The following is a 24,503-nucleotide window of genomic DNA, read 5'->3' on the forward strand; positions in this document are numbered from 1 at the left end:
TTCGATCACTCAACCAAGGGCATCCAGCGACGAATGCGTCGCTCAAGCCGTCCCGACAGGTAGTTGGACACCAGCGTCACCGCGTAATACATCGCGGCGGCCGTGAGGTAGAACAACAGGTAATGACGCGTCGAACCCGCGCCTTGCTTGGCGGTGTACAACAGCTCGTTGGTGCCCACCACGCTGATCAGGGCACTGTCCTTGATCAGGTTGATCCACAGGTTGGCCATGCCCGCCATGGCATAGGGCGCCATGATCGGCAGCGTAACGCGCCGGAACAAGGCGAAGCCGTGAAGGCCGAAGGCTTTTGCCGCTTCAATCTGGCCATAGGGAATCGCCTGGATCGCCGCGCGGAAGATCTCCGAGGCATAGGCGCCCTGCACCAGCCCCAGCACGACGATGGCGGCTAATGGGCCGCTCACGTTCATGACGCCATAACCCAGCTCAGCCATCATCGAGTTGATCAGCATCGAGCCGACGTAATACAGCAGCAGGATCAGCAGCAACTCCGGTACGGCACGGAACAAGGTGGTGTAGCCACGCATCAGCGCGGCAATCGGCCGGGGGCCGTTGAGCTTGAGGCAGGCGACCACCAGCCCGATCAACAACCCGAGCGCGAACGCCCCGGCGGAGATCTGCAGAGTCATCCACAACCCCCGCAACAACGCCCCGCCCCAGCCGGTTTCACTGAAACTGATCAACTCGAACATTTCGGTCTCCGGTTGGATCCCTGTAGGAGCGAGCTTGCTCGCGATGAGGTGTGTCAGCCGACATCAATTTCAATGACAAACCGCGATCGCGAGCAAGCTCGCTCCTACAGGAATAGCAACATCAGAACGTGGGTTTTACGCTGGTGCCGAAGTAATGCTCGGACAGGTCGTCATAGTCCTTGCTGGCCAGCAGCGAGGTGATCGCCTTGTCGAGTTTGGCCTTGAGCTCGGCATCGTCCTTGCGCAGTCCGGCGCCCACGCCCTTGCCGAAAATCGGGTCGTACGGGACGGCACCGAGGTAGGCCAGGTCCTTGGCATCCGGGGTCTTGACGAAGGCCGCCATGGCGGTGCCGTCGGCCATCATCAGGTCGATGCGCCCGGCGATCAGGTCGGCGTTGGCCGAGTCCTGGGTGTCGTAGTATTTAACGTCGGCAATTTTCTCGTAGTAGGTCTTCAGGTAACTGGCGCTCACCGTCGAGTTCTGCACGCCGATGGTCTTGCCTTTGAGGTCATCGGGATACTTCTTCACCGACACGTCTTTCGGACCGACCAACGCAACCACCGAGTCGTAGTACGCCTTGCTGAAGGCGATCTGTTTTTCGCGTTCCTCGGTCACCGACATCGAGGAGAAAATCACGTCGATCTTCTTCGCCAGCAACGAAGGAATGATCCCGTCCCACGCCACTTCCTTGATCTCGCACTCGGCTTTCATCTCGCTGCACAGCTTGTGGATCAGGTCCACTTCAAAACCTTTCCACTCACCATTGGCCTGCTTTTCGGTGTACGGCGGATAGGGTTCGGCGGCCACCGCGAACCTGATCGGCTGGGCCTGCGCCGCACTCATACCGGCCAGCATTACGCAGGCCACGCCGGTCAACCAGTTTGCCAAACGTCGATTTCCCATGATGTTTTCCCGTCTTTTTATGATGCGTTAGCGAGTCTGGTGAGCGTTGACGAACTGCCGGCAACGTTCACTGCGTGGGTGTACGAACACTTCATCCGGCGAACCGGATTCCTCGATCAGCCCCTGGTGCAGGTAGGCGATCTTGGTCGACACATCGCGGGCGAAAGCCATTTCATGGGTCACCAGGATCATGGTCCGGCCTTCTTCGGCGAGGGAGCGGATCACCCGCAGCACTTCGCCGACCAGTTCCGGGTCGAGTGCCGAGGTGGGTTCATCGAACAGCATGACCTTGGGTCGCATGGCCAGGGCGCGTGCGATGGCCACCCGTTGCTGCTGCCCACCCGACAGGAACGCCGGGTACTCGTTGCGCTTGGCCGCCAGCCCCACGCGCTCCAGCAGGGCTTCGGCGCGCTCAGTCGCTTCGGCACGGCTTTCGCGCAGCACCTGGGTAGGCGCCTCGATGAGGTTTTCCAGCACCGTGCGATGGGGCCAGAGGTTGAAGTTCTGGAAGACCATGCCCAGGCTGGAACGGATGCGCACCAGTTGTTTGGTGTCCGACACCAGCGGCGCGCCGGGGCGGGAGTGGTTGAGCTGGATGCTTTCACCGTCCACGAGGATGCGTCCCTGATCTGGCACTTCGAGCATGTTGATGCAGCGCAGCAAGGTACTCTTGCCGGAGCCGCTGGCGCCGATCAGCGAAATCACATCGCCTTCGCGGGCGGTCAGCGAGACGCCTTTGAGCACCTCGATATTGCCAAAGCGTTTGTGCAGTTGATCGACCTCGATCATGGTCTTGGCCACCACCGGTTCGGCGGCCATCGCGTTGCAAGTGACAGACGCGAGTGCAGGTCGCGGCGCTTCGCCGTGCAGCACCCGAACGAAATCACGAATGCGCCGGCAGGCCTCGCTCAGCCGCTCTTCACCCAGGGTGAACGAAAGCCGTACAAAGCCTTGCGCCGGTTCGCCAAACGCCGCCGCATCCAGCACCGACACGCCGCCTTCACGCAGCAGGCGCCAGGCGAATTCCAGCGAAGTCAGGCCGGTGGCGCGCACGTCGATCAGCACGAACATCCCGGCGTCGGGCGTGAGCACTGAAATGCCCGGACAATCCGCCAGCCCCGCCACCACCAGGTCACGACGATGACGATAAATGTCACGCATGCCCCGGGTCACTTCGTCATGGGCTTGCACCGCCGTCAACGCAGCCTCCATGACGAACCCCGGCAAGCCATACAGCATGCTCAAGACCAGGGTTTCAGCGTGGGCCACCAATGCTTGATCGGCGACGATCCAACCGGTACGCCAACCTGTCATCGCATGGGATTTGGACAGGCTGCCGATCACCACGCAGCGCTCGGCCATGCCGGGCAACGCCGCCAGGCTCACGTGGTCGCGCTCGAACGCCAGGCTTTCGTAAACCTCGTCCACCACCACCCACAGGTCATGGGCGATGGCGAGGTCGGCGATGCCCTGCAGCTCTTCGCGGCTGAGTACCACGCCGGTTGGGTTGTTAGGGTTGGAGAAGAAAATGGCGCGGGTACGCGGTGTAATGGCCTTGGCCAGCACGGCGGCGTCGAGGCGAAACCCTGCGTCTGCCGAACAGGGCACCCGCACCAGCGTGGCGCCGGAGGCCTTGAGTGTCGCCTCGTAGGTCACGTACATCGGGTCGAGGGCAATCACTTCGTCACCGGCACTGAGCAGGCACATCGAGGTGGCGAACAAGGCATTTTGCGCGCCGGCGACAATGATCACATTAGCGGCTTGCACCTGGCGATCGAACAGCTTGCCGTAGCGCCCCGCAATGGCTTCGCGCAGGGCCTGGCGACCGGCAATTTCGGTGTAGTGGGTGTCACCTTCGCGTAGCGCATGGATGGCGGCATCGGTGATGAAATCGGGGGTGGGAAAATCCGGGTCGCCCACGCTGAGGATGATCACATCCTCGCCCCGACGCTTGGCTTCATACGCGGCGTAGTGAATGTCCCAGGCGGCCACGCCGTCGCCGGCTATCCGTTCAACAAAAGGTGAAAACCGCATGCCAGTGCCTCGTTCGAATGGAAGAAACGCAAGCCCGCAACCAACCGGGGGATGGTGGAGCCAACATAGTCCAGACTGAACACTCGTTCAACAGAAAAGACAAACTTGTTCGTGTTCAGCGTAAACAGGTCGTTTTCACGACAGTACATGGGAGCCTGCACACCTCCCTGTAGGAGCGAGCTTGCTCGCGATGGCGGTGTGTCAGCCGAAGAGAATGTTGAATGACACACCGCCATCGCGGGCAAGCCCGCTCCTACAGGGGCGATGGGGCGGCCGGGGTTAGCGCATCGCGCAGTCGTGCTTGAGTTCGATCAGCGTCACGCCGGCGTGGGCAAAACCTGCGCGCAGGTCGCTCTCCAACTCAGCCAGGTTTTGCGGTTGCCGCACGGTGCAGCCGAAGGCCGTGGCCAACATTGCGAAGTCCGGATTGCGAGGCAACACGCCAACCGGTTCGATATCCAGGCTTTGCATGTCGTCGCGGATCTGCCCCAGCGCGTCGTTGTTCCACAGCAGCACCACCAGCGGACTGTCGAGCTCTTCGACGGCGGTGGCCAGTTCCTGCGCGGTGTAGAGAAAACCGCCGTCGCCCACCAGCACCAGGCCGTGTCGCTGCGGTGCGCCAAATTTGGCACCGATCCCCGCTGGCAGGCCGTAACCGAGGGTGCCGTAACCGGTCGGGTGCAACCAGCATCGGGGACCTTGGCTCGCAAACGCGTAGTTGCCGGTGTAGGCCAGTTGGGTCATGTCGCTGCTAATGAAGGTGTCGACGGGCATTGCGGCGGCGATGCGGTCGAGAATGCGTTGGTGCAGGGCCTGCAAATCGCCGTGGCCGGCCCTGACCGCAGCGTTCAATCGGGCCACGGCGTCCACCGCTTCAACCGAATCACGCGCGGCGCCGGGCAAGCGCGCCAACAATGCACCCAGCGTTTGCAGGGCATCGCCGTGCAAGGCGACGGCACTGGGGTAGAAGTCGTTGAACTTGCGCGAATCGATGTCGATGCGGATCACTTCGCCGCCGACCGGCAGGCGCTCACGCCAGTAATCGGTGTCGGCCATTTCCGTGCCGACCGCCAGCACCACGTCGGCTTGCGCGATCAAATCCCAACCGGGTTGTACGCACAGGCTGGCTCCGGCATTCAAGGGCGCATCGGGTGCCAGCAAGCCTTTGCCCGCGACGCTGGTAAACAACGGTGCGGCGAGGCGATCGCTCAGGGCTCGCAACTCGGCCCCGGCGGCCAACGCACCACCGCCCGCGATGATCATCGGCCGCCTGGCGTCCAGCAGTCGCCTGGCTGCTTCGTCGAGGGCGCTGGCATCGGGCAGACCACGTCCGGGGCGGCGCACCACCTCGCCACTCCAATCCCGGCTGATCGCCCCCGCCAGCACATCCAGCGGCACAGAAATATGCACCGGCCGCGGCCGCTCGCTCTCGAACACGGCGAAGGCGCGGGCGACCAGTTCGGGTAGATCGTCGGTGCGCAAGGCGACCGCCGAAAACGCGGTGATGGGCGCGGTGATCGCCCGTTGATCCTGGGTTTCGTGCAGGCAACCCCACCCTTTACCAAGGCTGGCGGTGTGGTTGACGCTGGAAATGACCAGCATCGGAATCGAATCGGCGTAGGCCTGGCCGATGGCGGTTGCCGCATTGGTGACACCGGGGCCGGTGATGACGAAGCACACCCCCGGCTTGCCACTGACTCGGGCGTAACCGTCGGCCATGAACCCGGCGCCCTGCTCATGCCGAGTCAGCACATGGCGAATGCCGCTGCCGGGCAGACCGCGATACAGCTCGAGGGTGTGAACACCGGGGATGCCGAACACGGTATCGACCCCGTAATTGGACAACAGCCGCACCAGTGCCTGGCCGCCAGTGAGGGTCGTGGATGAAGGTTGCCCGGTGGATGGTGAGTTCATGCCAGCCCTCGTTTTATTGTTCTGTTGAGGATTCGGATGCTGTCGATATTAAACACTCGTTCAACAGTGAGGCAATCTTTTCCTGAAACGCTCAAAGTCGCTAAAAAACTGGCTAACTCATTGTTTTAACAAGAATTGCTTGGCTTTATCGAAAACACCGAGCGAGAGTTGTTACATCTTCGAACATTCAGGCTGCCAGCGAAGCGGCTGCGGTAAACAGATACCCGGCCCCATGAATGGTGATGATCAGCTCGGGGTCGGCGGGGTTGTCCTGCAGCTTGCGCCGAAGTCGACCCACCAGCACGTCAATGGAGCGGTCATTGGGCAGCCATTCGCGGTTGCGCAACTGATCCATCAACTGGTCGCGACTCAGGGTCTGGCCGACGTTGCGCATGAACACATTGAGGAGCTGGAACTCGCCATGGCTGAGCAGGGTTTCGCGGCCATCGCCAGCCTTCAGGCGCCGGCGACCGGTGTCGAGAGTCCAGCCGGCGAAGCGCTTGAGGTGTGTGTCCAGCGGCACGGACGAGCGTACCCGACGCACCAGGTTGCGCGCGCGGGCGAGCAGTTCTCGTGGATGCACGGGTTGCGCCAGATATTCGTCTGCGCCGCATTCCAGCGCCGCAAGCCGTTCGGTGTCGTCGCCAACGAGCATGATCCCGACCTGCGACTCCTCGCGCCATTGTCGAGTCACGGCCAGGGCATCCGGCCAGCTTGCATCGAGCACCACCAGTCCGATGGCCAGACCGACGAGGCAGGCATCGGCCTGATCGAGCGAGACAGCGCCGTGGATCTCGAACCCCTGCGGCTCGAGGGTGCTGCGCAGCTGTTCGTGGACCTGCGCATTGTCACTCACAATCAGCACACACCCCGTCATGAACTGGCTCCTGTTCGTCTTGGAATTATTCGAAGCGGTGAATGCACTCTAGCCGCTGCTGAACGGTCGATCAACAAGCGCGATTCACGCCACGACGAAGCGACGATACCCGCCCATTTGCAGGCCATCGACCCAGGCTTCGCAAATCTGCACGCCCTGGGCCGGGGTGAAGGTGTCGGGATTGAGTCCGGCTTCCAGCCACAACCCGTCGAGCAAGGCACTCAGGCCGATGGCTGCAAAGCCTGCGTCGAAGCCCTCCCAGCCCTCCTCGTGCGCCAACAATCGCAAGGTTTCGCCCATGATCGTGCGGTACTCGCCATAGGAGTGATCGTGGGCGCGGTTGATCGCATCGGCGGTTTTCACCGCGCCCCAGAACGCCAGCCAGGCTTCGAGCAGCTCCGGGTCGAGCATGCGCGGGGAAAACGACGCCTCGAAGAACGCCGAAAATTGGCCGCGGGCACCTTCCCCTGCATTGGCCACCGCTTCGCGCAGCAGGCTCATCACCTGCCCGGTGATGTGCAAGTAGGCATCAGCCACCAATTCATCCTTGCCGGCATAGTGATGACTGATCAACCCGACCGACACCCCGGCTTCGGCGCAGATCTTGCGGATCGAGGTGCCGACAAAGCCGTATTTTTTCAGGCATGTCAGCGTAGCGGCCACCAGATTGGCCTTGCGCAATTGGGGGTCCATGCGCAGAAAACGCGCTTCTTCAGCCATAGTGTTCCAGCCCGTAAGACAGTCGATGGCAGACGGTACAACATTGCGTCAGCGGATGGGATACAGCGCTTCGTCGAACTGCTCGAGACGCGGGAAAACCAGTGGCGAATCCTGTTCCAGATGTGTCAGACGCTCACGGTAGTCAGTCAGGAACTGCGCGCGGGCCTCACCACTGATGTAAGGCACGTGCCACGCCACGAATGGCGGCAGCACCTCCAGGCCGACATACGCCAGGGTGCCACGCAGCAACGGCCGCAGCATGTCTTCCAGCGGGCCGTGTATCGCGCCTTCGCCGAACATGTGTTCGCGCCCGCCGAGGGTCACGCTGACCAACGCCTTCTTGCCGGCCAGGCCGCCCTGATCGTAAAAGCGCTTGCCGCCGTAGCACACGCCGGACACCAGCACCCGATCGATCCAACCCTTGAGAATGGCCGGCATGGAGAACCAGTAGATCGGGAAATTGAGAATCAACAGGTCAGCCCACAGCAGCTTGTCCAGTTCCTGCTGAATGTCCGGCGCGAGACTTTTGCTCTTGACCCCAAGGCGCTGTTCGAGGGCGTATACCAGGTAGTCGGGGTTATCGCGTTCAGAGAAATCCTCGGCGCTGGCCACCGGGTTCCAGTTCATCGCGTATAGATCGGAAACCCGCACCTCGTGCCCCTGGGCGTGCAAGGTCTGCACCGCCTCATCGCGCAAGGCGCTGGTGAAGGATTGCGGTTCCGGGTGGGCGTGGAGTATCAGTACATTCATTGGATAGACCTTGAAATTTTATCGTGAGTGCTCAGGCCAGGCGGATCAGTGCATCCACCGCCACCGCCCCTTCGGCATTGACGAGCAGGGGGTTCACATCCAGCTCCAGCAGGCGCTCGGCGTTCTCGCAGGCGTAGTCCGCCACCGCGCGAATCGCCCGCACCAGCGCCGGCATGTCCACTGCCGGGCCGCCGCGAAAACCCGTGAGCAAGGGCGCACAACGCAACGCCAGCAGCGCGTCATGAATGGCCTGGTCGGTGGTAGGCAGCAACAGGCTGCGACTGTCCTTGAGCAGCTCGACCAGAATCCCGCCAGCGCCGATGACCAGCGCCAGGCCGAAGCCGGTTTCGCGCTTGATGCCGACGATCAACTCCGCCAGCGGTGGTGCTGCCATGCGTTCGAGCAGGACCTGATCGAAGGCCACACCCGGCGCATGTTCCGCGAGGTTGCTGCGCATGCGCTCAAGTGCGGCGCTCAGGGCCTGTTCGTCCTTGAGGTTGAGGGCAACGCCGCCGGCTTCGGTCTTGTGCGGCAGATCAGTGCTGACCACCTTGAGAACCAGCGGGTAGCCGAGGCTGCGCGCCTGCTCCAGGGCCTGGTCCGGACGACACAGGCGCGCGTCAGGCAAGGGCAGGCCGAACGGGCGCAAAGCCTGTTTCGATTGCCATTCATCCAACAGGCATCCCCGCCCTTGCACCGCTTGCGGACAGAGCAGCGCCAGCGACGATTCGCCCTCATTGAGCAAAACATCCCGGCGCGCGCGGTAATGGGCGATGCGGGCCCAGGCGGCCAGGCCATCCTCGACGCCCTGCAACGCCGCCACGCCTTGGCGGTGCAGGCGCTCACGGGCGCTGGCTGGCAGCAGCTCGGGGAACGCCGAGGTGACGAAACCCACCTTGCCGTGTCGCTCGAGCCCCTGGCAAAACAAGTCCAGCAACAGGTCGCACTCCTTGCGCTCGCCGGTAAATTCGGCCGGATAGTCGAGCACCAACAGCGCCGCGTCGGCCGGGGATCGCAGGGCCGTTTCGAGCATCTTTTCCAGCGCGTCGCGGTCGCCCCAGATGGCCGTGGTGAAGTCCAGCGGATTGACCAGATTGGCATAACCGGGCAGCACCTGCGCCAGCTCGGCCCGTTGATCGGCGGCGAGTTTGGGCAAGCTCAAGTGGTTGCGTTCGGCGTAGTCGGCGATCAGCCCGGCGTCACCCCCGGAACAGGCCAGCGCAATCAGGCTCGGCCCCTTCGGCAAGTTACCGCAGGCCGCCGCCTTGAGTGTTTCGACAAAACTCACCGGACCGCTGACACGGATCACCCCGAGGCGCGCAAACAAACTGTCGTACAGCGCATCGGAGCCCGCCAGCGAGCTGGTGTGGCTGAGCGCCAACTCGGCGCCGATCTGCGACACGCCGGTTTTCAAAGCGATGATCGGAATGCCTTTCTCCAAGGCCTTGTGCGCGACGCGAGCGAATCCCGGGACGTTCTTCAGCCCTTCCAGGTGCAAACCGATGGCGGTGACCCGAGGCTCGTCGAGCAGGACATCCATCAACTCGGCGACGCCCAGTTGCGCCTGATTGCCCACCGACGCCATGTACGCCAGCGGCAGCGAGCGGTCGCTCATCGACAGGTTGTAGGCGAAGTTGCCGCTCTGGGTCAGGATCGCCACGCCCTTCTCTACTGTCTTGCCGCCATGGGCCACCGGCCACAAAGCCACGTTGTGGAGGTAGTCGAGCAAGCCGTAGCAATTGGGGCCGAGCAACGCCATGTCGCCGGCTGCTTGCAAAAGCGTCTGTTGCAACGCCGCGCCGGCTTCGCCAATTTCGGCGAAACCGGAGGCGTAGCAGATCGCCCCACCGGCGCCCTTGGCGGCCAGCTCGCGGACGCAGTCCAGCGTCAGTTCACGATTGGTCGCGATAAATACGCCGTCGGGTGCGCACGGCAGCTCGGCAATAGAAGCCACACAGGGCACGCCTTCGAGATTCGAATGCTGCGGATTGACCAGCCACATCGGGCCGGCAAAGCCACCCTCGGCGCAGCGCTTGAGCGCCCGCGCCATGCTGCGTCCGCCGACGAATGCCAGGTGACGCGGTTGGAGCAGACGCTTGAGGTTATCTCTGATCGACATGGGAGGCTCCTTGGCCAATCAGCGCAGCAGCGGCCGCAGCAGTTCACGGGAAATGATGTGCCGCTGGATCTCTGAAGTGCCTTCCCAGATCCTTTCAATCCTTGCGTTGCGCCAGATGCGCTCCACCGGTCCCTCGTCCATCAGCCCCATGCCGCCAAAAATCTGCACCGCTTCATCCGCGACGCGCCCCAGCACTTCACTGGCGAACAGCTTGGCCATGCCGGCATCGCCATCGGTCATGCTGCCCTGGTCCATTTTCCAGGCGGCGTTCAAGGCCAACAGTTCGGCGGCGCGAATTTCGGTGGCCATGTCCGCCAACTTGAAAGAGATGCCCTGATACGTGCCGATGGCATGGCCGAACTGTTTGCGGTCCGCGGCCCATTGCAGCGACACGTCGAGCGCCCGCTGCGCCTGGCCCACGCAATTGGCCGCGACCATCACCCGCCCGGCCGTCAGCCAGGCGCTGGCTACGTCCCAGCCCTTGCCGACTTCGCCCAGCACCTTGGAAGCGGGTACGCGACAGTCGTCGAAGAAGATTTCGCTGGTGTGATAACCCCGGTTGCTCACGCACTTGGGACCACGGCGGATGGTCATGCCCGGGGTGTTGCAGTCGACCAGGAACGAAGTCACGGCGTTGCGTGGGCGACCCTTGTGCTCAAAGGTGTCGGTGACCGCAAACACGATGGCGAAGTCGGCATGCCCGGCATGGCTGATGAAATGCTTGCTGCCGTTGATGACAAAGTCGTCGCCGTCACGCACGGCGCGGGTCTTGATCGCGTTGGCATCGGAGCCGGCACCCGGTTCGGTCAGCGCAAAGCAATCAACTTTCTCCCCGCGTACGCAGGGCAGCAGGTAATCCTCGATCTGCGCGCCCTGGCAGGCCATCAGGATTTTCGAGGGACGCGCCACGAATACATGCAGCGCCCACGAGACCTTGGACAGTTCACGCTCGATCAGCGCCTGGGACAGGTAATCGAGGCCACCGCCGCCCACTTCCTCGGGCATGTTGAACGCGTAAAAACCGGCGGCAAGCGCCTTGGCGCGAATGTGCGCGGCCAGTTCAGGTGGAACGGCATCGGCACGGTCGACGGCCTCTTCATGGGGCAGCAGTTCTTTTTCGACGAAGCTGCGCACGGACTCGACCAACATGTCCTGCTCTTGGGTCAGTTGAAAATTCATGATGAGCGTACCTGCGGTTCGATTACTGGCCGATGAAGTGTGGCGTGCGTTTTTCCACGGCAGCCTTGAGGGCTTCGGCGCCGTCCTGGCTGCGCCCGCAAAGCAGGCCGGCAGCCTGTTCGGCGTGCAGTTGTTCGGCGAGGCTGCGCCCTGCGCCGTCGCGCAGCAGCACCTTGGTCTGGGCAAAGGCAAAGGTTGGGCCGTTGGCCAGGCGCGTGGCCAGTGCCGTGGTGTGGGCGAGCAATTCTTCGTCGGCGCAGACTTCCCCCACCAGGCCGGCGGCCAGCGCACGGTCGGCGCTCCACAGTTCATCGAGAAACAGCAATCGCTTGCTTTGCTCGACGCCGATCAGGCGCGGCAAGTGCCAACTGGCGCCCGCGTCCGGCGAGTAGGCCATGCCGGTATAACCGGCCTTGAACCTTGCCGACCGAGCAGCCACCCGCAGGTCGCAGCACAGGCTCAGATCCATCCCGGCGCCCACCGCGATGCCGTTGATGGCGGCGATGGTGGGTTTGCTAAAGCCGTGCAGTCGGTTCATCAGCAGATGCGCGGTTTCAGTCCAGCCGTAGGTTTCGAGGATGCCGCGACGCTCGGCATCCGCCCACTCCGCCACGTCCGCACCGGCGCAAAAACCCTTGCCGTTGCCCGTCAAAACCAGCACCCGCACGGCGGGATTGGCGTCGTGGGCTTCCAGCGCCTCGATCAGGGCCTTGAGGGTGGGAATGTCCAGCGCATTGCGTTGCTCGGTACGGTTGAGGGTGATCCAGGCGATGCCGTTTTCAACGCGATTGAGCAATGAAGGTAGCGATGTCATGAAAGGCCCTCGTCGTTTTTGTAGTTGGACTTGAGGTACGAACTGACGCCGATACTAAACACCTGTTCAGTTTCTCGGCAAGGGGGGTTCGCTTGCCTGTTACATCTTCGAACAAGTCACGGCCTCATCGCGGCGGCGCGACGAGGCCAGCACAGCCAACACAAACCTGCCAGACACAAAAAAGCCCTGACTCTCACAAGCCAGGGCTCTTCGCTTCAAGCTTCAGCAACAGCGAGTCGTGCAACTGCGCTTGCCATAACGCGCTTCCTGGCGCTCACGGAAGAACGCCGACTGACTCATCACCGTCTCCCCCGGATGATTGCGCGCCATCAGGGCCACGTAGTTGTCGTAATCCGGAACGCCCACCATGAGGCGGGCGCTCTGACTGAGGAATCGGGCGGCATGCTGCAGTTTGCGGAACATGGCAGAACTCTCTGTGTGGGGATGGGACACTGCCATGAAAACCCGCGCATGTATCTGCAATGTGTCCGCACGAAAAAAAGATGGCAAACCCAAGTCGTACGACCTCATCGCACCCGGAACCTTGTCCCTTCGAACCATATGCGGTAAAAACCCACAAGTCGTACGACAACATAATAAAAATCCTGCCGTCGCCAGAGACCTGCCATGAACCGCCAGACCGCTCCACTGCCCTTTCCCCGCCACCTCGCCGTATTGATCCTGCTGTGCATGGGCTGCGCCTTTGCCGGCAACCATGTGGCCGCCCGCGTGGCATTCGATGACGGCGCCGGGGTGTTGCTGGCGATTCTGATGCGCTCGGGCGGAACGTTGTTGGTGCTGGCCGCGCTGGTGTTGTGGCAGCGGCAGAGCTTGCGCTTGCCTGCCGGTGCATGGCGCTGGCAATTGCTGCTGGGTTTGCTGATCGCGACCCAGAGCCTGTGTCTTTACTCAGCGGTCGCCCGGGTGCCAGTGGCCCTGGCACTGCTGGTGGGGAACGTGTTTCCGATCCTGCTGGCATTGCTGACTTGGGCCTTGGGTGGCCCGCGTCCGACAGCGCGCACCGCAGCACTGATGAGTCTGATACTGCTGGGCCTGGTGTTTGTGCTTGACGTACCGGGACGTCTCGCCGCCAACAGCAGCGTCGGCCCCGAGTGGTTGCTCGGGGTCGCGCTGGCATTCTGCGCCGCCAGCGTTTTCGCCTGCGCGTTATGGATCACCGATCACAAACTGTCTCAGGTGCGCGGTTCGGTGCGCAGTCTGCTGACCATTTTCATCGTATTCAGCAGCGTCAACCTGGCCGGGCTGACCGGCGCCCTCCCCGGCGGCCTCAACCTACCGGCCAGCGCGACGGGCTGGTGGGCGCTGGCTACGCTGGTGGTGCTCTACGGAACCGGCTTCATCGTCCTGTTCATTTCGGTGCCGCGCCTGGACATGCCCCGCAACGCGCCCGTGATGAACATCGAACCACTGGCCACGCTGCTGATGGGTTGGGTCGTGCTGGACCAGATGCTCAGCACCGGACAAGTGATCGGCGGCGCGATCGTCGTGACCGGGATCGTCCTGCTGACCTCCCGAAAGACCAATCCCACGCCATCCGCCGTCACAGCACCCGCCGCCGGTACTCCGCCAGCACACTGCCAAGACAGACGCTGAACCGCCCTCAGGCTCAAGTTCAAGCGTCCCAAGGCGCCACCGCATCGATATCGATGGCGTAATGCGCAATCGCTTTTGCGCAGACGGCGGGCTCCAGACTCCCAGTCTGCACCAGCGAGGTCAGCGCACTGAGCACGATCTGATGGCGGTCCACTTCAAAGAAACTGCGCAACTGGCTGCGGGTATCGCTGCGGCCAAAACCGTCGGTGCCAAGCACGCTGTACGGCGCCGCTACATAACTGGCGATCAGTTGCGGCAAGGCGCGCACATAGTCGGTGCAAGCGACGATTGGCGCCGTGGCTGTCAGCGACTCGCCGACATGACTGCGTCGCTGCGGCTCGGTGGGGTGCAGGCGATTCCAGCGTTCGACGTCGCGGGCGTCACGCGCCAACTCGGTGAAGCTGGTGACGCTCCACACCTCGCTGTCGACATTCCAGTCGCTGGCCAGCAATTGGGCGGCGGCGATCACTTCCCGCAGGATCGCCCCTGAGCCCAGCAACTGCACGGTGCCGCGCGCATCCTCGACTTCATGTCGGCCGAACAGGTACATGCCCTTGATGATTGCAGCCTCGGCCCCCTCCGGCACATTGGCCTGCGGGTAGTTTTCGTTCATCAGCGTGATGTAGTAGAACTCGTCGACCTGACGTTCGAGCATCTGACGCATGCCGTGGTCCAGGATCACCGCAAACTCTCCGGCGAACGCCGGATCGTACGCTCGGCAATTGGGCACCATCGACGCCATCAAATGGCTGTTGCCATCCTGGTGCTGCAAGCCTTCACCGCCGAGGGTCGTACGCCCCGCAGTTGCCCCTAGCAGGAAACCCCGCGCCCGCTGGTCGGCCGCCGCCCAGACCAGGTCACCGATGCGCTGGAAGCCGAACATCGAGTAGTAAATGTAAAACGGCAGCATCGGCAGGCCGTGCACCGAATAACTGGTGGCAGCCGCCACCCAGGAGCTGATCGCCCCGGCCTCGCTGATACCCTCTTCGAGGATCTGCCCGTCCAGCGCTTCGCGGTAGCTCAGGATCGAACCGATGTCTTCTGGCTCGTAACGCTGACCAACACTGGAGTAAATACCGATCTGCTTGAACAGGCTGGCCATGCCGAAGGTGCGGGCCTCGTCGGCGACGATCGGCACGATGCGGGGGCCGAGCTGCTTGTCGCGCAACAAACCGCTGAGCAGGCGCACGAAGGCCATGGTGGTGGACATTTCCTTGTCGTCGGCGGCAATGGCGAAGCTGGCGTAGCTGTCGATGTCCGGCACCTTGAGTGACGGAGCGCTCGTTGGCCGCGACGGCAGGTAGCCGCCCAAAGCCTGGCGGCGCTCGTGCAGGTAACGCATTTCGGCACTGTCGGCAGCCGGTTTGAAGAAGCTGAGCGAGGTGGCCTGTTCATCGCTCAACGGCAGATTGAAACGGTTGCGGAAGGCGATCAACGCATCCTTGTCGAGCTTCTTCTGTTGGTGCACGGTCATCTTGCCCTGCCCTGCATCCCCCATGCCGAAGCCCTTCTTGGTTTGCGCCAGGATCACCGTGGGCTTGGTGCCTTCACGCATGGCGCTGTGATAGGCGCTGAAAATTTTCACCATGTCATGGCCGCCACGTTTGAGGCGGTCGATCTGCTCGTCAGTGAGACCCTGGGCCAATTTCGCGAGGGCTTCGTTCTGGCCAAAAAAATGGTCGCGGTTGAAGCGTCCATCCTTGGCGGCGAAGGTCTGGAACTGGCCATCAACCGTACTGGACAACGCCTTGACCAGCGCCCCCTCATGATCGCGGGCAAACAGGCCGTCCCAGTCAGAACCCCACACCAGCTTGATCACGTTCCAGCCCGCGCCGCCGAACAGCGCTTCCAACTCGTCGATGATTCGACCATTGCCCCGCACCGGGCCGTCCAGGCGCTGCAGGTTGCAGTTGACCACCCACACCAGATTATCCAGGCCTTCACGCGCCGCCAGGGTCAGGGCCGACATACTTTCCGGCTCATCCATTTCGCCGTCGCCAAACACACCCCAGACGGTCCGCCCGGCAGTGTCCTGCAAGCCGCGATGGTCCAGGTAACGCATGAAACGCGCCTGGTAGATCGAACTGATCGGACCAATGCCCATCGAGCCGGTGGGGAACTGCCAGAAGTCCGGCATCAACCACGGGTGCGGGTAGCTCGACAGCCCCCGGGCACCGTGAGCGCGCGCACCGATCTCCTGCCGGTAATGCTGCAGGTCCTGTTCTTCGAGGCGCCCTTCCAGATACGCTCGTGCATACACGCCGGGTGCCGAGTGCGGCTGGTAGAACACCAGGTCACCGCCGCTGCTGTCGTTACGGGCCTGGAAAAAATGGTTGAAGCCCACCTCGAACAGATCGGCGGCGCTGGCATAACTGGCGATGTGGCCGCCCAGCTCGCCGTAGGCCTGATTGGCACGTGCGACCATGACCAGCGCATTCCAGCGCATGATCGAAGCCAGGCGCTCCTCCATCGCCAGGTCTCCGGGGTACACCGGTTGCTGCTCGACGCTGATGGTATTGATGTACGGTGTGCCATGACGCGGCCGCCAACCGATGTCGGCGGTGCTGGCCAGTGTCACCAGCCTGTCCATGATCCGCCTGGCCTGTTCGGCACCGCCATGGGCGATCACCGACAACAGGGCGTCGCGCCACTCGGTGATTTCTTCTTCATCTTGCGTGATTGGCCCCGATGCGTGAGCCTGCGACTGGGACGAACTCATGGCCATCTCCTGCACTGATTAAATGACACCACGCTCCTGCAACAAGCTTTTCGCCAAGCGACGGATCGCCGTCAGCACCTGTTCGACTTGCTGATCCATCTGTTCAATGGACAACGCCACGGCGCCCAGGTCGATCACGCGCAACGGATGTCCGCAGACGGAGCCCAGCCAGGCCAGGCCCGGGCTCGTTCCGGCTTCGACCTCCAACAGGAAACTGCCTTTGGCTACACGACACAATAGCTGCCTGGCATCGCTCGCATCGGCCAACGACGAAGGTGGCGTCCCGGATTCGACCCGCAACCAGTCGAGCATCAGTTGCCGCGACTGATTGACCGCCAGATACGCCACCTGGTCCCAGTCATCGATGGCCAGATGCAACTGGTCGATCATGTACTTGGGCAATTCGACGCTGCTGACAATGACCACCCCGGCGTCCGCCGAAGGTTCCTTGATCTAGATTGCGGATTGCGGTCTCGTCTGCATGACAGTGCTCCTGCGGTTCGAAGGTTCTGCTGGTGCTCTATCTGTAGGAGCAAGCTTGCTCGCGATGCGGTGTGTCAAACAGCACCGGGTCGCCTGACACACCTGATCGCGAGCAAGCTCGCTCCTACAGGGTTTCATTTGATTGCCCAGAGTCAGCCGTTACGGAACAGAAAGCTGTAGGCATTCAGCGCCGGCACTCCGCCGAGGTGTGCGTACAGCACCTTCGAACCTTCGGGGAATTCGCCACGGCGGACCATTTCGATCATCCCGTGCATGGATTTGCCTTCGTACACCGGGTCGGTCAGCACCCCTTCCAGTCGGCCACACAGGCGGATCGCTTCCAGGGTACCTTCGTTGGGCAGGCCGTATTCTGGGTGGGCGAAACGTGTGTCGAGCACCACGTCTTCCTCGGTAATTTCCCGGCCCAGATCCACCAGTTCAGCGGTGTGCCGGGCGATGCGCAGGATCTGCGCCCTGGTCTGTGCCGGTTTGGCCGAGGCGTCGATGCCAATGACGTTCTTCGAGCGACCATCGGCGGCGAACCCCACCACCATGCCCGCCTGGGTACTGCCGGTCACGGAACACACTACGATGTAATCAAATTTGAAGCCCAGCGCTTTCTCCTGCTCGCGGACTTCCTCGGCGAAACCAACGAAGCCCAGGCCGCCGTAAGGATGTTCGGAGCAACCGGCGGGAATCGGGAACGGCTTGCCGCCGCGCTCCTTGACGTCACTCATGGCCTTCTCCCAGCTCGGGCGAATGCCGATGTCGAAACCGGCTGCGTCGAGCCGCACATCGGCGCCCATGATCCGCGACATTTCAATGTTCCCCACCCGGTCATACACGGCGTCGGAGTAGTTCACCCAGTTTTCCTGGACCAGCACGCATTTCATGCCCAGGTGGGCTGCAACGGCGGCCACCTGACGGGTCTGGTTGGACTGGATGCCACCGATCGACACCAGGGTGTCGCAGCCCTGTTCGATGGCTTCGGGGATCAGGTATTCAAGCTTGCGGGTCTTGTTGCCACCGAAGGCCAGGCCGCTGTTGCAGTCCTCGCGCTTGGCATACAACTCGACCTTGCCACCCAGGTGCTCGCTCAGGCGTTTCAGGGGGGTGATGGGCGAAGGACCGAAGGTCAACGGGTAGCGCTTGAATTGATTCAGGTTCATGGGTGCGCTCCTTTGTTATGGAATATCCAGGCGCCAGGCCGAAGACAGGTCTGAATGTGCAGGCCGTTTCAGGGCGGCTTCGATGAATTCCATGGTAAGAACAAACCGAAAAATATGTGTTGCAAGTTTCAGGCGGTTAAAGAAACATAAATCGATAATGTACAAACTGATCATCTTTTTATTGTGTGGAAATCGCCTTGAGCGCAATAAATCATCGCAACAAGACCGCCACGCCAACACCGGAGCCGCATGCGCTGGATCGCATCGACCGCGCCATTCTCAAGACGTTGCAGCGCGATGCGTCCATTTCCAATGTGGCCCTCGCGGACAAGGTCAAACTCAGCGCGCCGGCCTGCCTGCGCCGCGTCGAACGTCTCAAGCAGGCCGGCTTGATCAAGGGCATTGTCGCGTTGCTCGACAGCGAAGCGCTGGACGCGGGGATGGTGGTATTGATTGGCGTGGTGCTGGACCGCTCGACCCCGGAATCCTTCGCCGCCTTCGAAGAAGCGGCGCAAAAGGTCTCCGGTTGCATGGAGTGCCATGTGGTGACGGGCGAATTCGATTACTTCATGTTGCTGCGCACCAAGGACAGCAACAGCTTCAACCGGCTGCACGCCGAACAGTTGCTGTACTTGCCCGGCGTGCGGCAGATCCGTTCCTTCATGGGGCTGCGTAACGTGCTGTCGACCACGCAAATTCCCCTCTGAGATCGCAAAAGCCCCCTACAAACCCGACCTCAAAGGCGCCTTCACCACCGTCAGGCTGAAAGATTCTGCCTATCGACGCGCAACACTGCCCCTATTAGCTGCCTTCCCCACTCGGGTCTAACCTTAGTCTGCGCTGGCGCCATAAGCCGGCCGGATTAGCGCTGTAAAGGAGTCAGGAACGAGCCAAGCTTGACCCGGCCATCCGCACTGCTGGCCCTGCAACCTGTGGCATCGATTCCGCTCGTCGCTGTTTAACGCCCACTCCGGGCCCGATAGCCGGACGAACACGACCAGAGGTATCCCGCACATGGCAAATGAATCGAAGTGCCCTTTCAACCACGCCGCAGGCGGTGGCACGACCAACCGCGACTGGTGGCCGAACCAACTGAATCTGAAGATCCTGCACCAGCACTCGTCCCTTTCCGATCCCATGGACGAGGGCTTCGACTACGCCAACGCTTTTAAAGAACTCGACTTTGCCGCGGTCAAGCGCGACCTGACGGCGCTGATGACCGACTCGCAGGACTGGTGGCCGGCTGACTTCGGTCACTACGGGCCACTGTTCGTGCGGATGGCCTGGCACGCCGCCGGTACGTATCGGACCGGCGACGGCCGAGGCGGCGCCGGTTCTGGCCAGCAACGCTTTGCCCCGCTCAACAGCTGGCCCGACAACGTCAGCCTCGACAAGGCGCGCCGGCTGCTGTGGCCGATCAAGCAAAAGTATGGGCGCAACCTGTCCTGGGCCGACCTGATCGTGCTCACCGGTAACGTCGCCCTGGAATCGATGGGCTTCAAGACCTTCGGCTTTTCCGGTGGGCGACCTGATGTCTGGGAGCCCGACGAAGACGTCTACTGGGGTTCGGAGACCACCTGGCTTGGCGGTGACACCCGCTACGGCAAAGGCAAGGAGGCGGTGCAGCCGCCAGGCGACGTGCCACTGGTGGCCGAACCTGGACGCAACGAGGACAGCCGCACCGACCATGGCCGCAATCTGGAGAACCCGCTGGCTGCCGTGCAGATGGGCCTGATCTACGTCAACCCTGAAGGCCCGGAAGGCAACCCGGATCCGGTTGCCTCGGCCAAGGATATCCGCGAAACCTTCGGCCGCATGGCCATGAATGACGAAGAAACCGTGGCGCTGATTGCCGGCGGCCACGCCTTCGGTAAAACCCACGGTGCCGGCCCCGCCGACAACGTCGGCCCCGAGCCCGAAGCGGCTGGCCTGGAACTCCAGGGCCTGGGCTGGAAAAACAGTTTCGGCACCGGTAAAGGCCCGGACACCATCACCAGCGGACTGGAAGTGACCTGGACCACCACGCCAACGAAATGGAGCAACAACTACTTCGAAAACCTGTTTGGTTTCGAGTGGGAGCTGACCAAGAGCCCCGCAGGCGCCAACCAATGGATCCCGAAAAACGGTGCCGGCGCCGGGATGATTCCCGATGCCCACGACCCGTCGAAACGGCAGACGCCAAGGATGCTCACCTCCGACCTGGCCTTGCGCTACGATCCAATCTACGAGCCCATCTCACGGCGCTTCCTGGAAAACCCCGATCAGCTCGCCGACGCCTTTGCCCGCGCCTGGTTCAAGCTGATCCACCGTGACATGGGCCCGCTGTCGCGCTACCTCGGTCCGGAAATGCCCAGCGAAGAACTGTTGTGGCAGGACCCTATCCCGAAAGTCGATCATGCCCTGGTCGACGACGCCGACGTCGCCGCGCTCAAAAGCAAAATCCTCGCCTCGGGCCTGACTATTTCGCAACTGGTGTCGACCGCCTGGGCCGCCGCGTCGACCTTCCGTGGCTCCGACAAACGCGGCGGCGCCAACGGTGGTCGTCTGCGCCTGGCACCTCAGAAATTCTGGCAGGCCAACCAGCCTGAACAACTGGCGAACGTGCTGGCCAAGCTCGAGAGTATTCAAGGCGAGTTCAACAGCGCACAAGGAGGAGGCAAGAAAATCTCGCTGGCCGACCTGATCGTGCTGGCCGGCAGTGCCGCTGTCGAGCAAGCGGCAAAAAATGCGGGACACAACGTGACGGTAGCGTTCACACCCGGGCGGATGGACGCCTCGCAGGAGCAGACCGATGTCGAGTCGTTCGGCTTCCTCGAACCGATTGCAGATGGTTTCCGCAATTACACCAAGGGCAACTTCAACTTTGGATCTGAACACCTGCTGGTCGACAAGGCGCAACTGCTGACCCTCACGGCTCCGGAAATGACGGTACTGGTCGGTGGCCTGCGGGTGCTGGAGACCAATGTCGGGCAGACTCGCCACGGCGTGTTCACCCACGAGAAGGACAAGCTGACGAACGACTTCTTCAAGAACCTGCTCAGCATGGAGAATGAATGGAAACCCACCTCGAGCGAAACGTTCGAAGCACGGGACCGCCAAACCGGCCAGGTGAAATGGACCGGCACACGGGTGGACCTGGTCTTTGGCTCCCATGCGCAGTTGCGAGCGCTCGCCGAGGTCTATGCCAGTGGCGATTCGAAGGAAAAATTCGTCAGGGACTTCGTGGCGGCCTGGACCAAGGTGATGAACCTGGATCGGTTTGATCTGAAGTGATGCTGCCCCTGTAGGAGCGAGCATGCTCGCTCCTACAGGTCAGGTGTGCGCAGCAATCAAACCGGAGAGATCGTCGCCAACGCACCAATCAACAGGGTCAGCACGAGAAAGCCGCCGAGGAACAGAGACATCTTGGCCATGACGGCCTCCTGGTTTGCTGTGGTTCGTGCTGCCATTGTGAGCCGCTGCGCCTGTACATAACAGGCGCAGATTGCACCGGAAAATACGGATCAGATAACCACGCGCAATGCCAACCCCTCATAGGCATCCAGCGTAATGGTGAATTCCCCTTCGGGCGTGAGATCACCTTCCACCCGTTCATTGATGATGTCGACCACCGGTCCCGGTGCAATGCTCGGCAGGTGCAGGGTTTCGGTAATCGCCGTGCCGCCGAAGTTCAGCGCGGTGATCTGCGTGCCTTTGCCCGCCGGTAATTCATGCACCATGACCAGCAGCGCCGGATGCTCAACGTCCGGCACCAGGATCTGACGGCTCGCGGCAACGTCGTAAGCGCGCCGTGCAGCAAGGATGCGCTGCAACTGCGAGGCGAAGGAGTCCGGGTCTTGCAACTGATCAGTCAGGCTGCCGTACAGGGTTCGTGCCCGTGGCATCTGCCCATTTGACACCTGCGCCTGCGGGTTGAGGTCGACCAGGTCGTAGGCACCACGGTGAATCCAGCGGGTATCGCCATCGAGCATCAGGTCGGCGACCTGCTCCGCCGGCAACGGCAGCGCCCCCACCAAGTCCCAGCCGGACAAAGCGAACACCCCTGGCTGCATGGCGTTGTACATGACCAGCAGCAAGTGAATCTGACGGATCTGCTGGATGTCTGCCGCAGTGATCGCATCGAGGTCACGAATTCCCAGCGCAGCGGTGATGATGCTCGCGGTGGTGCAGGACACGCCGTTGGTGACGAACTTCAAATTATAGGGCGCGTGCTCGCCGGCCAGGCGCTCATACATCTGCTCGCGAATGTGCTCGCGCAGGATGTTGCCGGGAAAGGTCTGCCCCTGATAAAGGAAGGTGTCGTGGGCGTGCAGCGTCCAGAAGTGGACCAGTTCAAGGGTCAGTTCGTCGTGGTTCTGCAAAGCGTGGATCAGCGAGCCGGGGTCGATGCCCAGGTTGTGCATCTGGCGCAGCATCAGGCGCAGGAATTCGGCGTCGCCCATCAGCAATGCGTGCTGGTAGGCCGGCCGGGTAATGAAGTCATAGGACAGGTCCGCGCCGCCGTGGGACATGGCGGCGATGTCGTCGACCGTCAGGTTCAGCTCCTGGAAACTGAAACCGCCCGCCTTGCGGATGGCCCCGGCCAGTAGCTGATTGCCGGTGATCGACAGCGGATGGCTTTCCGACCACGCCGTGCCGTCGAGTTTGCGTTCGACGCCGAGGAAGCCATTGGCGTCCAGGCGCAGAATCTTCGCACCCATCACGTCAACAGCGTGCAGCGCATCGCCGATGATCATCTGCTGCGCCGCAAAACTGGGGTCCAACCAGTTCAGCGACGGTTGCCCTTCCTTAAAGTAATGCAGGTAGACCCAGCGACGCGGCTTGCCGTCCACGCCGATCACGACGGGGGTCGCGCTCCAGTCGGTTTCCTTGACGCCGGGCTCGAAGAAAATCACCCGTTGCAACTGGCCGACGATGTAATGTTTGTCACGAAGTGCATCGACCTGCTGCGGGCTCAGGTTTTGCGCGTCGCGCCCCTCGGCAACTTCCGGCAGCAGCGGCCAGTCTTCTTCGCGGATTTCCACCATGTGGTAGAGCCCCGGATAGTCTTCGTAGGCCATCTCGGCCAGGCGAAAATCCGCGCCCTTGCCGGTGTGTGAGGGGATGACGTCGTCGACAATCACCGCGTTGTGCGCCGCCGCCATGCGCGTCAACGCCTGAAGCTGGGCTTCGGTGCCCAGTTGCGGATCGATGTCGAAACTGATTCGGTCAAAATTGCCATCAATCGTCGGCGTATGACGAGTGCCGCGCAAGCCGCCGGACTTCTTCAGCGGGCCGTTGTGAATGCCCTGGATGCCGATCCTGGACAGGGCGTGCCACAGGGTTTGGTCCCCCAGGGCCTCAAGCACCGTGCCGTCTTCACGGGTAACGATGGACGCCGGGTACGCGGTGAACCACACCGACGCCAGCGCCGAGGCGTCACGGGGACGGGTCTGCGCATAGGGTTGTTGCCACAACCGACCTTGCCCCGAGTAGAGCTTGGCCCGCTGCCTGGCGGCGAACAGCATCGATTGCCCGACCAACCAGTCCACGTGATTCTTTTCCGCTGCCGTCATGGCACCCCTCCTTCAGAAAATGGCCGGCGCCCTGCGCTCGCAAAGGCGCCACCGGTTTTCATATGAGGCCCTGGCGGGGCATTCGTTGCATCGTACTGCGTCAGGCAGGCATCGACTGCAACTGACAGCGCTCACCCAGCGCGTCGATCCGCGGCCGACCGAACAGATAACCCTGCCCCCACTCACTGCCGCACGCAGTGGCGAGGGCGCGGTCGGCTTCGGTCTCGATCCCCTCGATGACCACACACGGTGCCAACGTTTTGCACAGTTGCACCAGATGACCGAGCGTCTGCGCGTTGTTGGTGTCCAGCCGGGCGCGTTGCAGGTAGCCCTGGTCGATCTTGACGATGTCCGGCCGGGTTTTGCGGATGAATTCCAGGGTGCCCAGACCCGCGCCAAAATCATCGATGGCCACCCGGCAGCCCAGCTCACGCAGGCACAGGACAAATTCGATGGCCGCCGAAGTGCTCGGTGGCGTGGCGCTCTCGGTGATCTCAATAACCAGTCGCGCCGCCACCGAAGGCGTTTCGCGCAATCGCGCAAGAATCGAGTGCCAGAACGGGTCGATGATCGCGCTTTGCGCAGAAATGTTGCAGCCCAGGCGCAGGTGCTCGTCATGCAGCAGGCGATCAATCACGCACCCCACCACGCTGCGATCCAACTCTCGCATGGACTGTAACTGTTCGAGCATCACCAGCGGGTACACCCCCTCCCCACTGGCATCGATATGTCGCAGCAGCCCTTCCTGGTACAGCACCCGGTCGCTGTCGGGCATCCAGACCACCGGTTGAAACGCCAGCACCAGTTTGCCCTGGGCCAATTCATTGTAGAAATTCTTGACTCTGTGCATGTCACATCCATAGACAAGGATTGAGCCGGGCGCAGAACTGGCTTTATGCCAGCACCCGCGGACTGCCGGCCATCATCAACGCTCGCCCATCA

Annotated in this window: 19 protein-coding genes; 3 read left to right on the forward strand and 16 right to left on the reverse strand. The window is 62.2% G+C overall.

Going from position 1 to position 24,503, the window contains the following annotated elements; all coding sequences use genetic code 11:
• Positions 1-5 precede the first annotated feature (5 nt).
• The 11 genes from AB4N64_RS13470 to AB4N64_RS13520 form a co-directional block, all read right to left on the reverse strand.
• On the reverse strand, positions 6-710 hold the full coding sequence (locus tag AB4N64_RS13470; RefSeq protein ID WP_460126279.1) for an ABC transporter permease: 705 nt from the start codon (positions 708-710) through the stop codon (positions 6-8).
• 121 nt (positions 711-831) lie between these two features.
• Complete coding sequence (locus tag AB4N64_RS13475; RefSeq protein ID WP_460126281.1) at positions 832-1,614, reverse strand: transporter substrate-binding domain-containing protein; 783 nt, start codon at positions 1,612-1,614, stop codon at positions 832-834.
• 27 nt (positions 1,615-1,641) lie between these two features.
• Positions 1,642-3,648 carry an aminotransferase class I/II-fold pyridoxal phosphate-dependent enzyme gene (locus AB4N64_RS13480; RefSeq protein WP_460126283.1) on the reverse strand — a complete coding sequence of 669 codons (2,007 nt, stop codon included), beginning with the start codon at positions 3,646-3,648 and terminating at the stop codon, positions 1,642-1,644.
• Between the two features lie 279 nt (positions 3,649-3,927).
• Complete coding sequence (locus tag AB4N64_RS13485) at positions 3,928-5,562, reverse strand: 5-guanidino-2-oxopentanoate decarboxylase (protein ID WP_460126285.1); 1,635 nt, start codon at positions 5,560-5,562, stop codon at positions 3,928-3,930.
• Positions 5,563-5,749: 187 nt separating this feature from the next.
• The gene (locus tag AB4N64_RS13490) at positions 5,750-6,439 is read right to left on the reverse strand and encodes a winged helix-turn-helix domain-containing protein (RefSeq protein ID WP_460126287.1); all 690 of its coding nucleotides are present in this window, start codon (positions 6,437-6,439) and stop codon (positions 5,750-5,752) included.
• 84 nt (positions 6,440-6,523) lie between these two features.
• Entirely contained in the window at positions 6,524-7,159 is a 636-nt protein-coding gene (locus AB4N64_RS13495; protein ID WP_460126289.1) for a TetR family transcriptional regulator C-terminal domain-containing protein, read from the reverse strand.
• Positions 7,160-7,207: 48 nt separating this feature from the next.
• Positions 7,208-7,909, reverse strand: coding sequence for an NAD(P)H-dependent oxidoreductase (locus tag AB4N64_RS13500; RefSeq protein ID WP_460126291.1), 702 nt, complete (start codon positions 7,907-7,909; stop codon positions 7,208-7,210).
• 31 nt (positions 7,910-7,940) lie between these two features.
• On the reverse strand, positions 7,941-10,028 hold the full coding sequence (locus AB4N64_RS13505) for an acetate--CoA ligase family protein (RefSeq protein WP_460126293.1): 2,088 nt from the start codon (positions 10,026-10,028) through the stop codon (positions 7,941-7,943).
• A gap of 18 nt (positions 10,029-10,046) precedes the next feature.
• A complete protein-coding gene (locus AB4N64_RS13510) occupies positions 10,047-11,207 on the reverse strand; it encodes an acyl-CoA dehydrogenase family protein (RefSeq protein WP_460126295.1) in 1,161 nt (386 codons plus the stop codon).
• Between the two features lie 22 nt (positions 11,208-11,229).
• Complete coding sequence (locus AB4N64_RS13515) at positions 11,230-12,021, reverse strand: enoyl-CoA hydratase/isomerase family protein (RefSeq protein ID WP_460126297.1); 792 nt, start codon at positions 12,019-12,021, stop codon at positions 11,230-11,232.
• A gap of 222 nt (positions 12,022-12,243) precedes the next feature.
• Positions 12,244-12,444: a YbdD/YjiX family protein gene (locus AB4N64_RS13520; RefSeq protein ID WP_460126298.1), complete on the reverse strand. Its 201-nt coding sequence runs from the start codon at positions 12,442-12,444 to the stop codon at positions 12,244-12,246.
• A 204-nt stretch (positions 12,445-12,648) separates the two neighbouring features.
• Between AB4N64_RS13520 and AB4N64_RS13525 the strand changes: the two genes are divergently transcribed.
• On the forward strand, positions 12,649-13,635 hold the full coding sequence (locus tag AB4N64_RS13525; protein ID WP_460126300.1) for an EamA family transporter: 987 nt from the start codon (positions 12,649-12,651) through the stop codon (positions 13,633-13,635).
• Positions 13,636-13,654: 19 nt separating this feature from the next.
• Here AB4N64_RS13525 and mdeB read toward each other — a convergent pair whose 3' ends face one another.
• From mdeB to AB4N64_RS13540, 3 genes are all read right to left on the reverse strand, one after another.
• Positions 13,655-16,354, reverse strand: coding sequence for an alpha-ketoglutarate dehydrogenase (gene mdeB / locus AB4N64_RS13530; protein ID WP_460126302.1), 2,700 nt, complete (start codon positions 16,352-16,354; stop codon positions 13,655-13,657).
• Positions 16,355-16,372: 18 nt separating this feature from the next.
• The gene (locus AB4N64_RS13535; RefSeq protein ID WP_460126304.1) at positions 16,373-16,780 is read right to left on the reverse strand and encodes a transketolase; all 408 of its coding nucleotides are present in this window, start codon (positions 16,778-16,780) and stop codon (positions 16,373-16,375) included.
• A gap of 209 nt (positions 16,781-16,989) precedes the next feature.
• Positions 16,990-18,006, reverse strand: a complete 1,017-nt coding sequence (locus tag AB4N64_RS13540; RefSeq protein ID WP_460126305.1) for a 1-aminocyclopropane-1-carboxylate deaminase — start codon at positions 18,004-18,006, stop codon at positions 16,990-16,992.
• Between the two features lie 197 nt (positions 18,007-18,203).
• On the opposite strand from AB4N64_RS13540, the gene AB4N64_RS13545 reads away from it, so the two are divergent.
• Complete coding sequence (locus AB4N64_RS13545; protein ID WP_460126306.1) at positions 18,204-18,713, forward strand: Lrp/AsnC family transcriptional regulator; 510 nt, start codon at positions 18,204-18,206, stop codon at positions 18,711-18,713.
• Positions 18,714-19,020: 307 nt separating this feature from the next.
• Positions 19,021-21,279, forward strand: a complete 2,259-nt coding sequence (katG, locus tag AB4N64_RS13550) for a catalase/peroxidase HPI (protein WP_460126307.1) — start codon at positions 19,021-19,023, stop codon at positions 21,277-21,279.
• 230 nt (positions 21,280-21,509) lie between these two features.
• Here the strand turns inward: katG and treS are convergent, their stop codons facing one another.
• Positions 21,510-23,561: a maltose alpha-D-glucosyltransferase gene (gene treS / locus AB4N64_RS13555; protein WP_460126308.1), complete on the reverse strand. Its 2,052-nt coding sequence runs from the start codon at positions 23,559-23,561 to the stop codon at positions 21,510-21,512.
• 100 nt (positions 23,562-23,661) lie between these two features.
• Positions 23,662-24,411: an EAL domain-containing protein gene (locus tag AB4N64_RS13560; RefSeq protein WP_460126309.1), complete on the reverse strand. Its 750-nt coding sequence runs from the start codon at positions 24,409-24,411 to the stop codon at positions 23,662-23,664.
• Positions 24,412-24,503 lie beyond the last annotated feature (92 nt).

The organism is Pseudomonas sp. S2_C03 (assembly GCF_054668405.1).

Coding starts and splice junctions, on each gene's coding strand:
- AB4N64_RS13470 (WP_460126279.1), bottom strand. CDS start 710: ATGTTCGAGTTGATCAGTTTCAGTGAAACCGGCTGGGGCGGGGCGTTG.
- AB4N64_RS13475 (WP_460126281.1), bottom strand. CDS start 1,614: ATGGGAAATCGACGTTTGGCAAACTGGTTGACCGGCGTGGCCTGCGTA.
- AB4N64_RS13480 (WP_460126283.1), bottom strand. CDS start 3,648: ATGCGGTTTTCACCTTTTGTTGAACGGATAGCCGGCGACGGCGTGGCC.
- AB4N64_RS13485 (WP_460126285.1), bottom strand. CDS start 5,562: ATGAACTCACCATCCACCGGGCAACCTTCATCCACGACCCTCACTGGC.
- AB4N64_RS13490 (WP_460126287.1), bottom strand. CDS start 6,439: ATGACGGGGTGTGTGCTGATTGTGAGTGACAATGCGCAGGTCCACGAA.
- AB4N64_RS13495 (WP_460126289.1), bottom strand. CDS start 7,159: ATGGCTGAAGAAGCGCGTTTTCTGCGCATGGACCCCCAATTGCGCAAG.
- AB4N64_RS13500 (WP_460126291.1), bottom strand. CDS start 7,909: ATGAATGTACTGATACTCCACGCCCACCCGGAACCGCAATCCTTCACC.
- AB4N64_RS13505 (WP_460126293.1), bottom strand. CDS start 10,028: ATGTCGATCAGAGATAACCTCAAGCGTCTGCTCCAACCGCGTCACCTG.
- AB4N64_RS13510 (WP_460126295.1), bottom strand. CDS start 11,207: ATGAATTTTCAACTGACCCAAGAGCAGGACATGTTGGTCGAGTCCGTG.
- AB4N64_RS13515 (WP_460126297.1), bottom strand. CDS start 12,021: ATGACATCGCTACCTTCATTGCTCAATCGCGTTGAAAACGGCATCGCC.
- AB4N64_RS13520 (WP_460126298.1), bottom strand. CDS start 12,444: ATGTTCCGCAAACTGCAGCATGCCGCCCGATTCCTCAGTCAGAGCGCC.
- AB4N64_RS13525 (WP_460126300.1), top strand. CDS start 12,649: ATGAACCGCCAGACCGCTCCACTGCCCTTTCCCCGCCACCTCGCCGTA.
- mdeB (WP_460126302.1), bottom strand. CDS start 16,354: ATGAGTTCGTCCCAGTCGCAGGCTCACGCATCGGGGCCAATCACGCAA.
- AB4N64_RS13540 (WP_460126305.1), bottom strand. CDS start 18,006: ATGAACCTGAATCAATTCAAGCGCTACCCGTTGACCTTCGGTCCTTCG.
- katG (WP_460126307.1), top strand. CDS start 19,021: ATGGCAAATGAATCGAAGTGCCCTTTCAACCACGCCGCAGGCGGTGGC.
- treS (WP_460126308.1), bottom strand. CDS start 23,561: ATGACGGCAGCGGAAAAGAATCACGTGGACTGGTTGGTCGGGCAATCG.
- AB4N64_RS13560 (WP_460126309.1), bottom strand. CDS start 24,411: ATGCACAGAGTCAAGAATTTCTACAATGAATTGGCCCAGGGCAAACTG.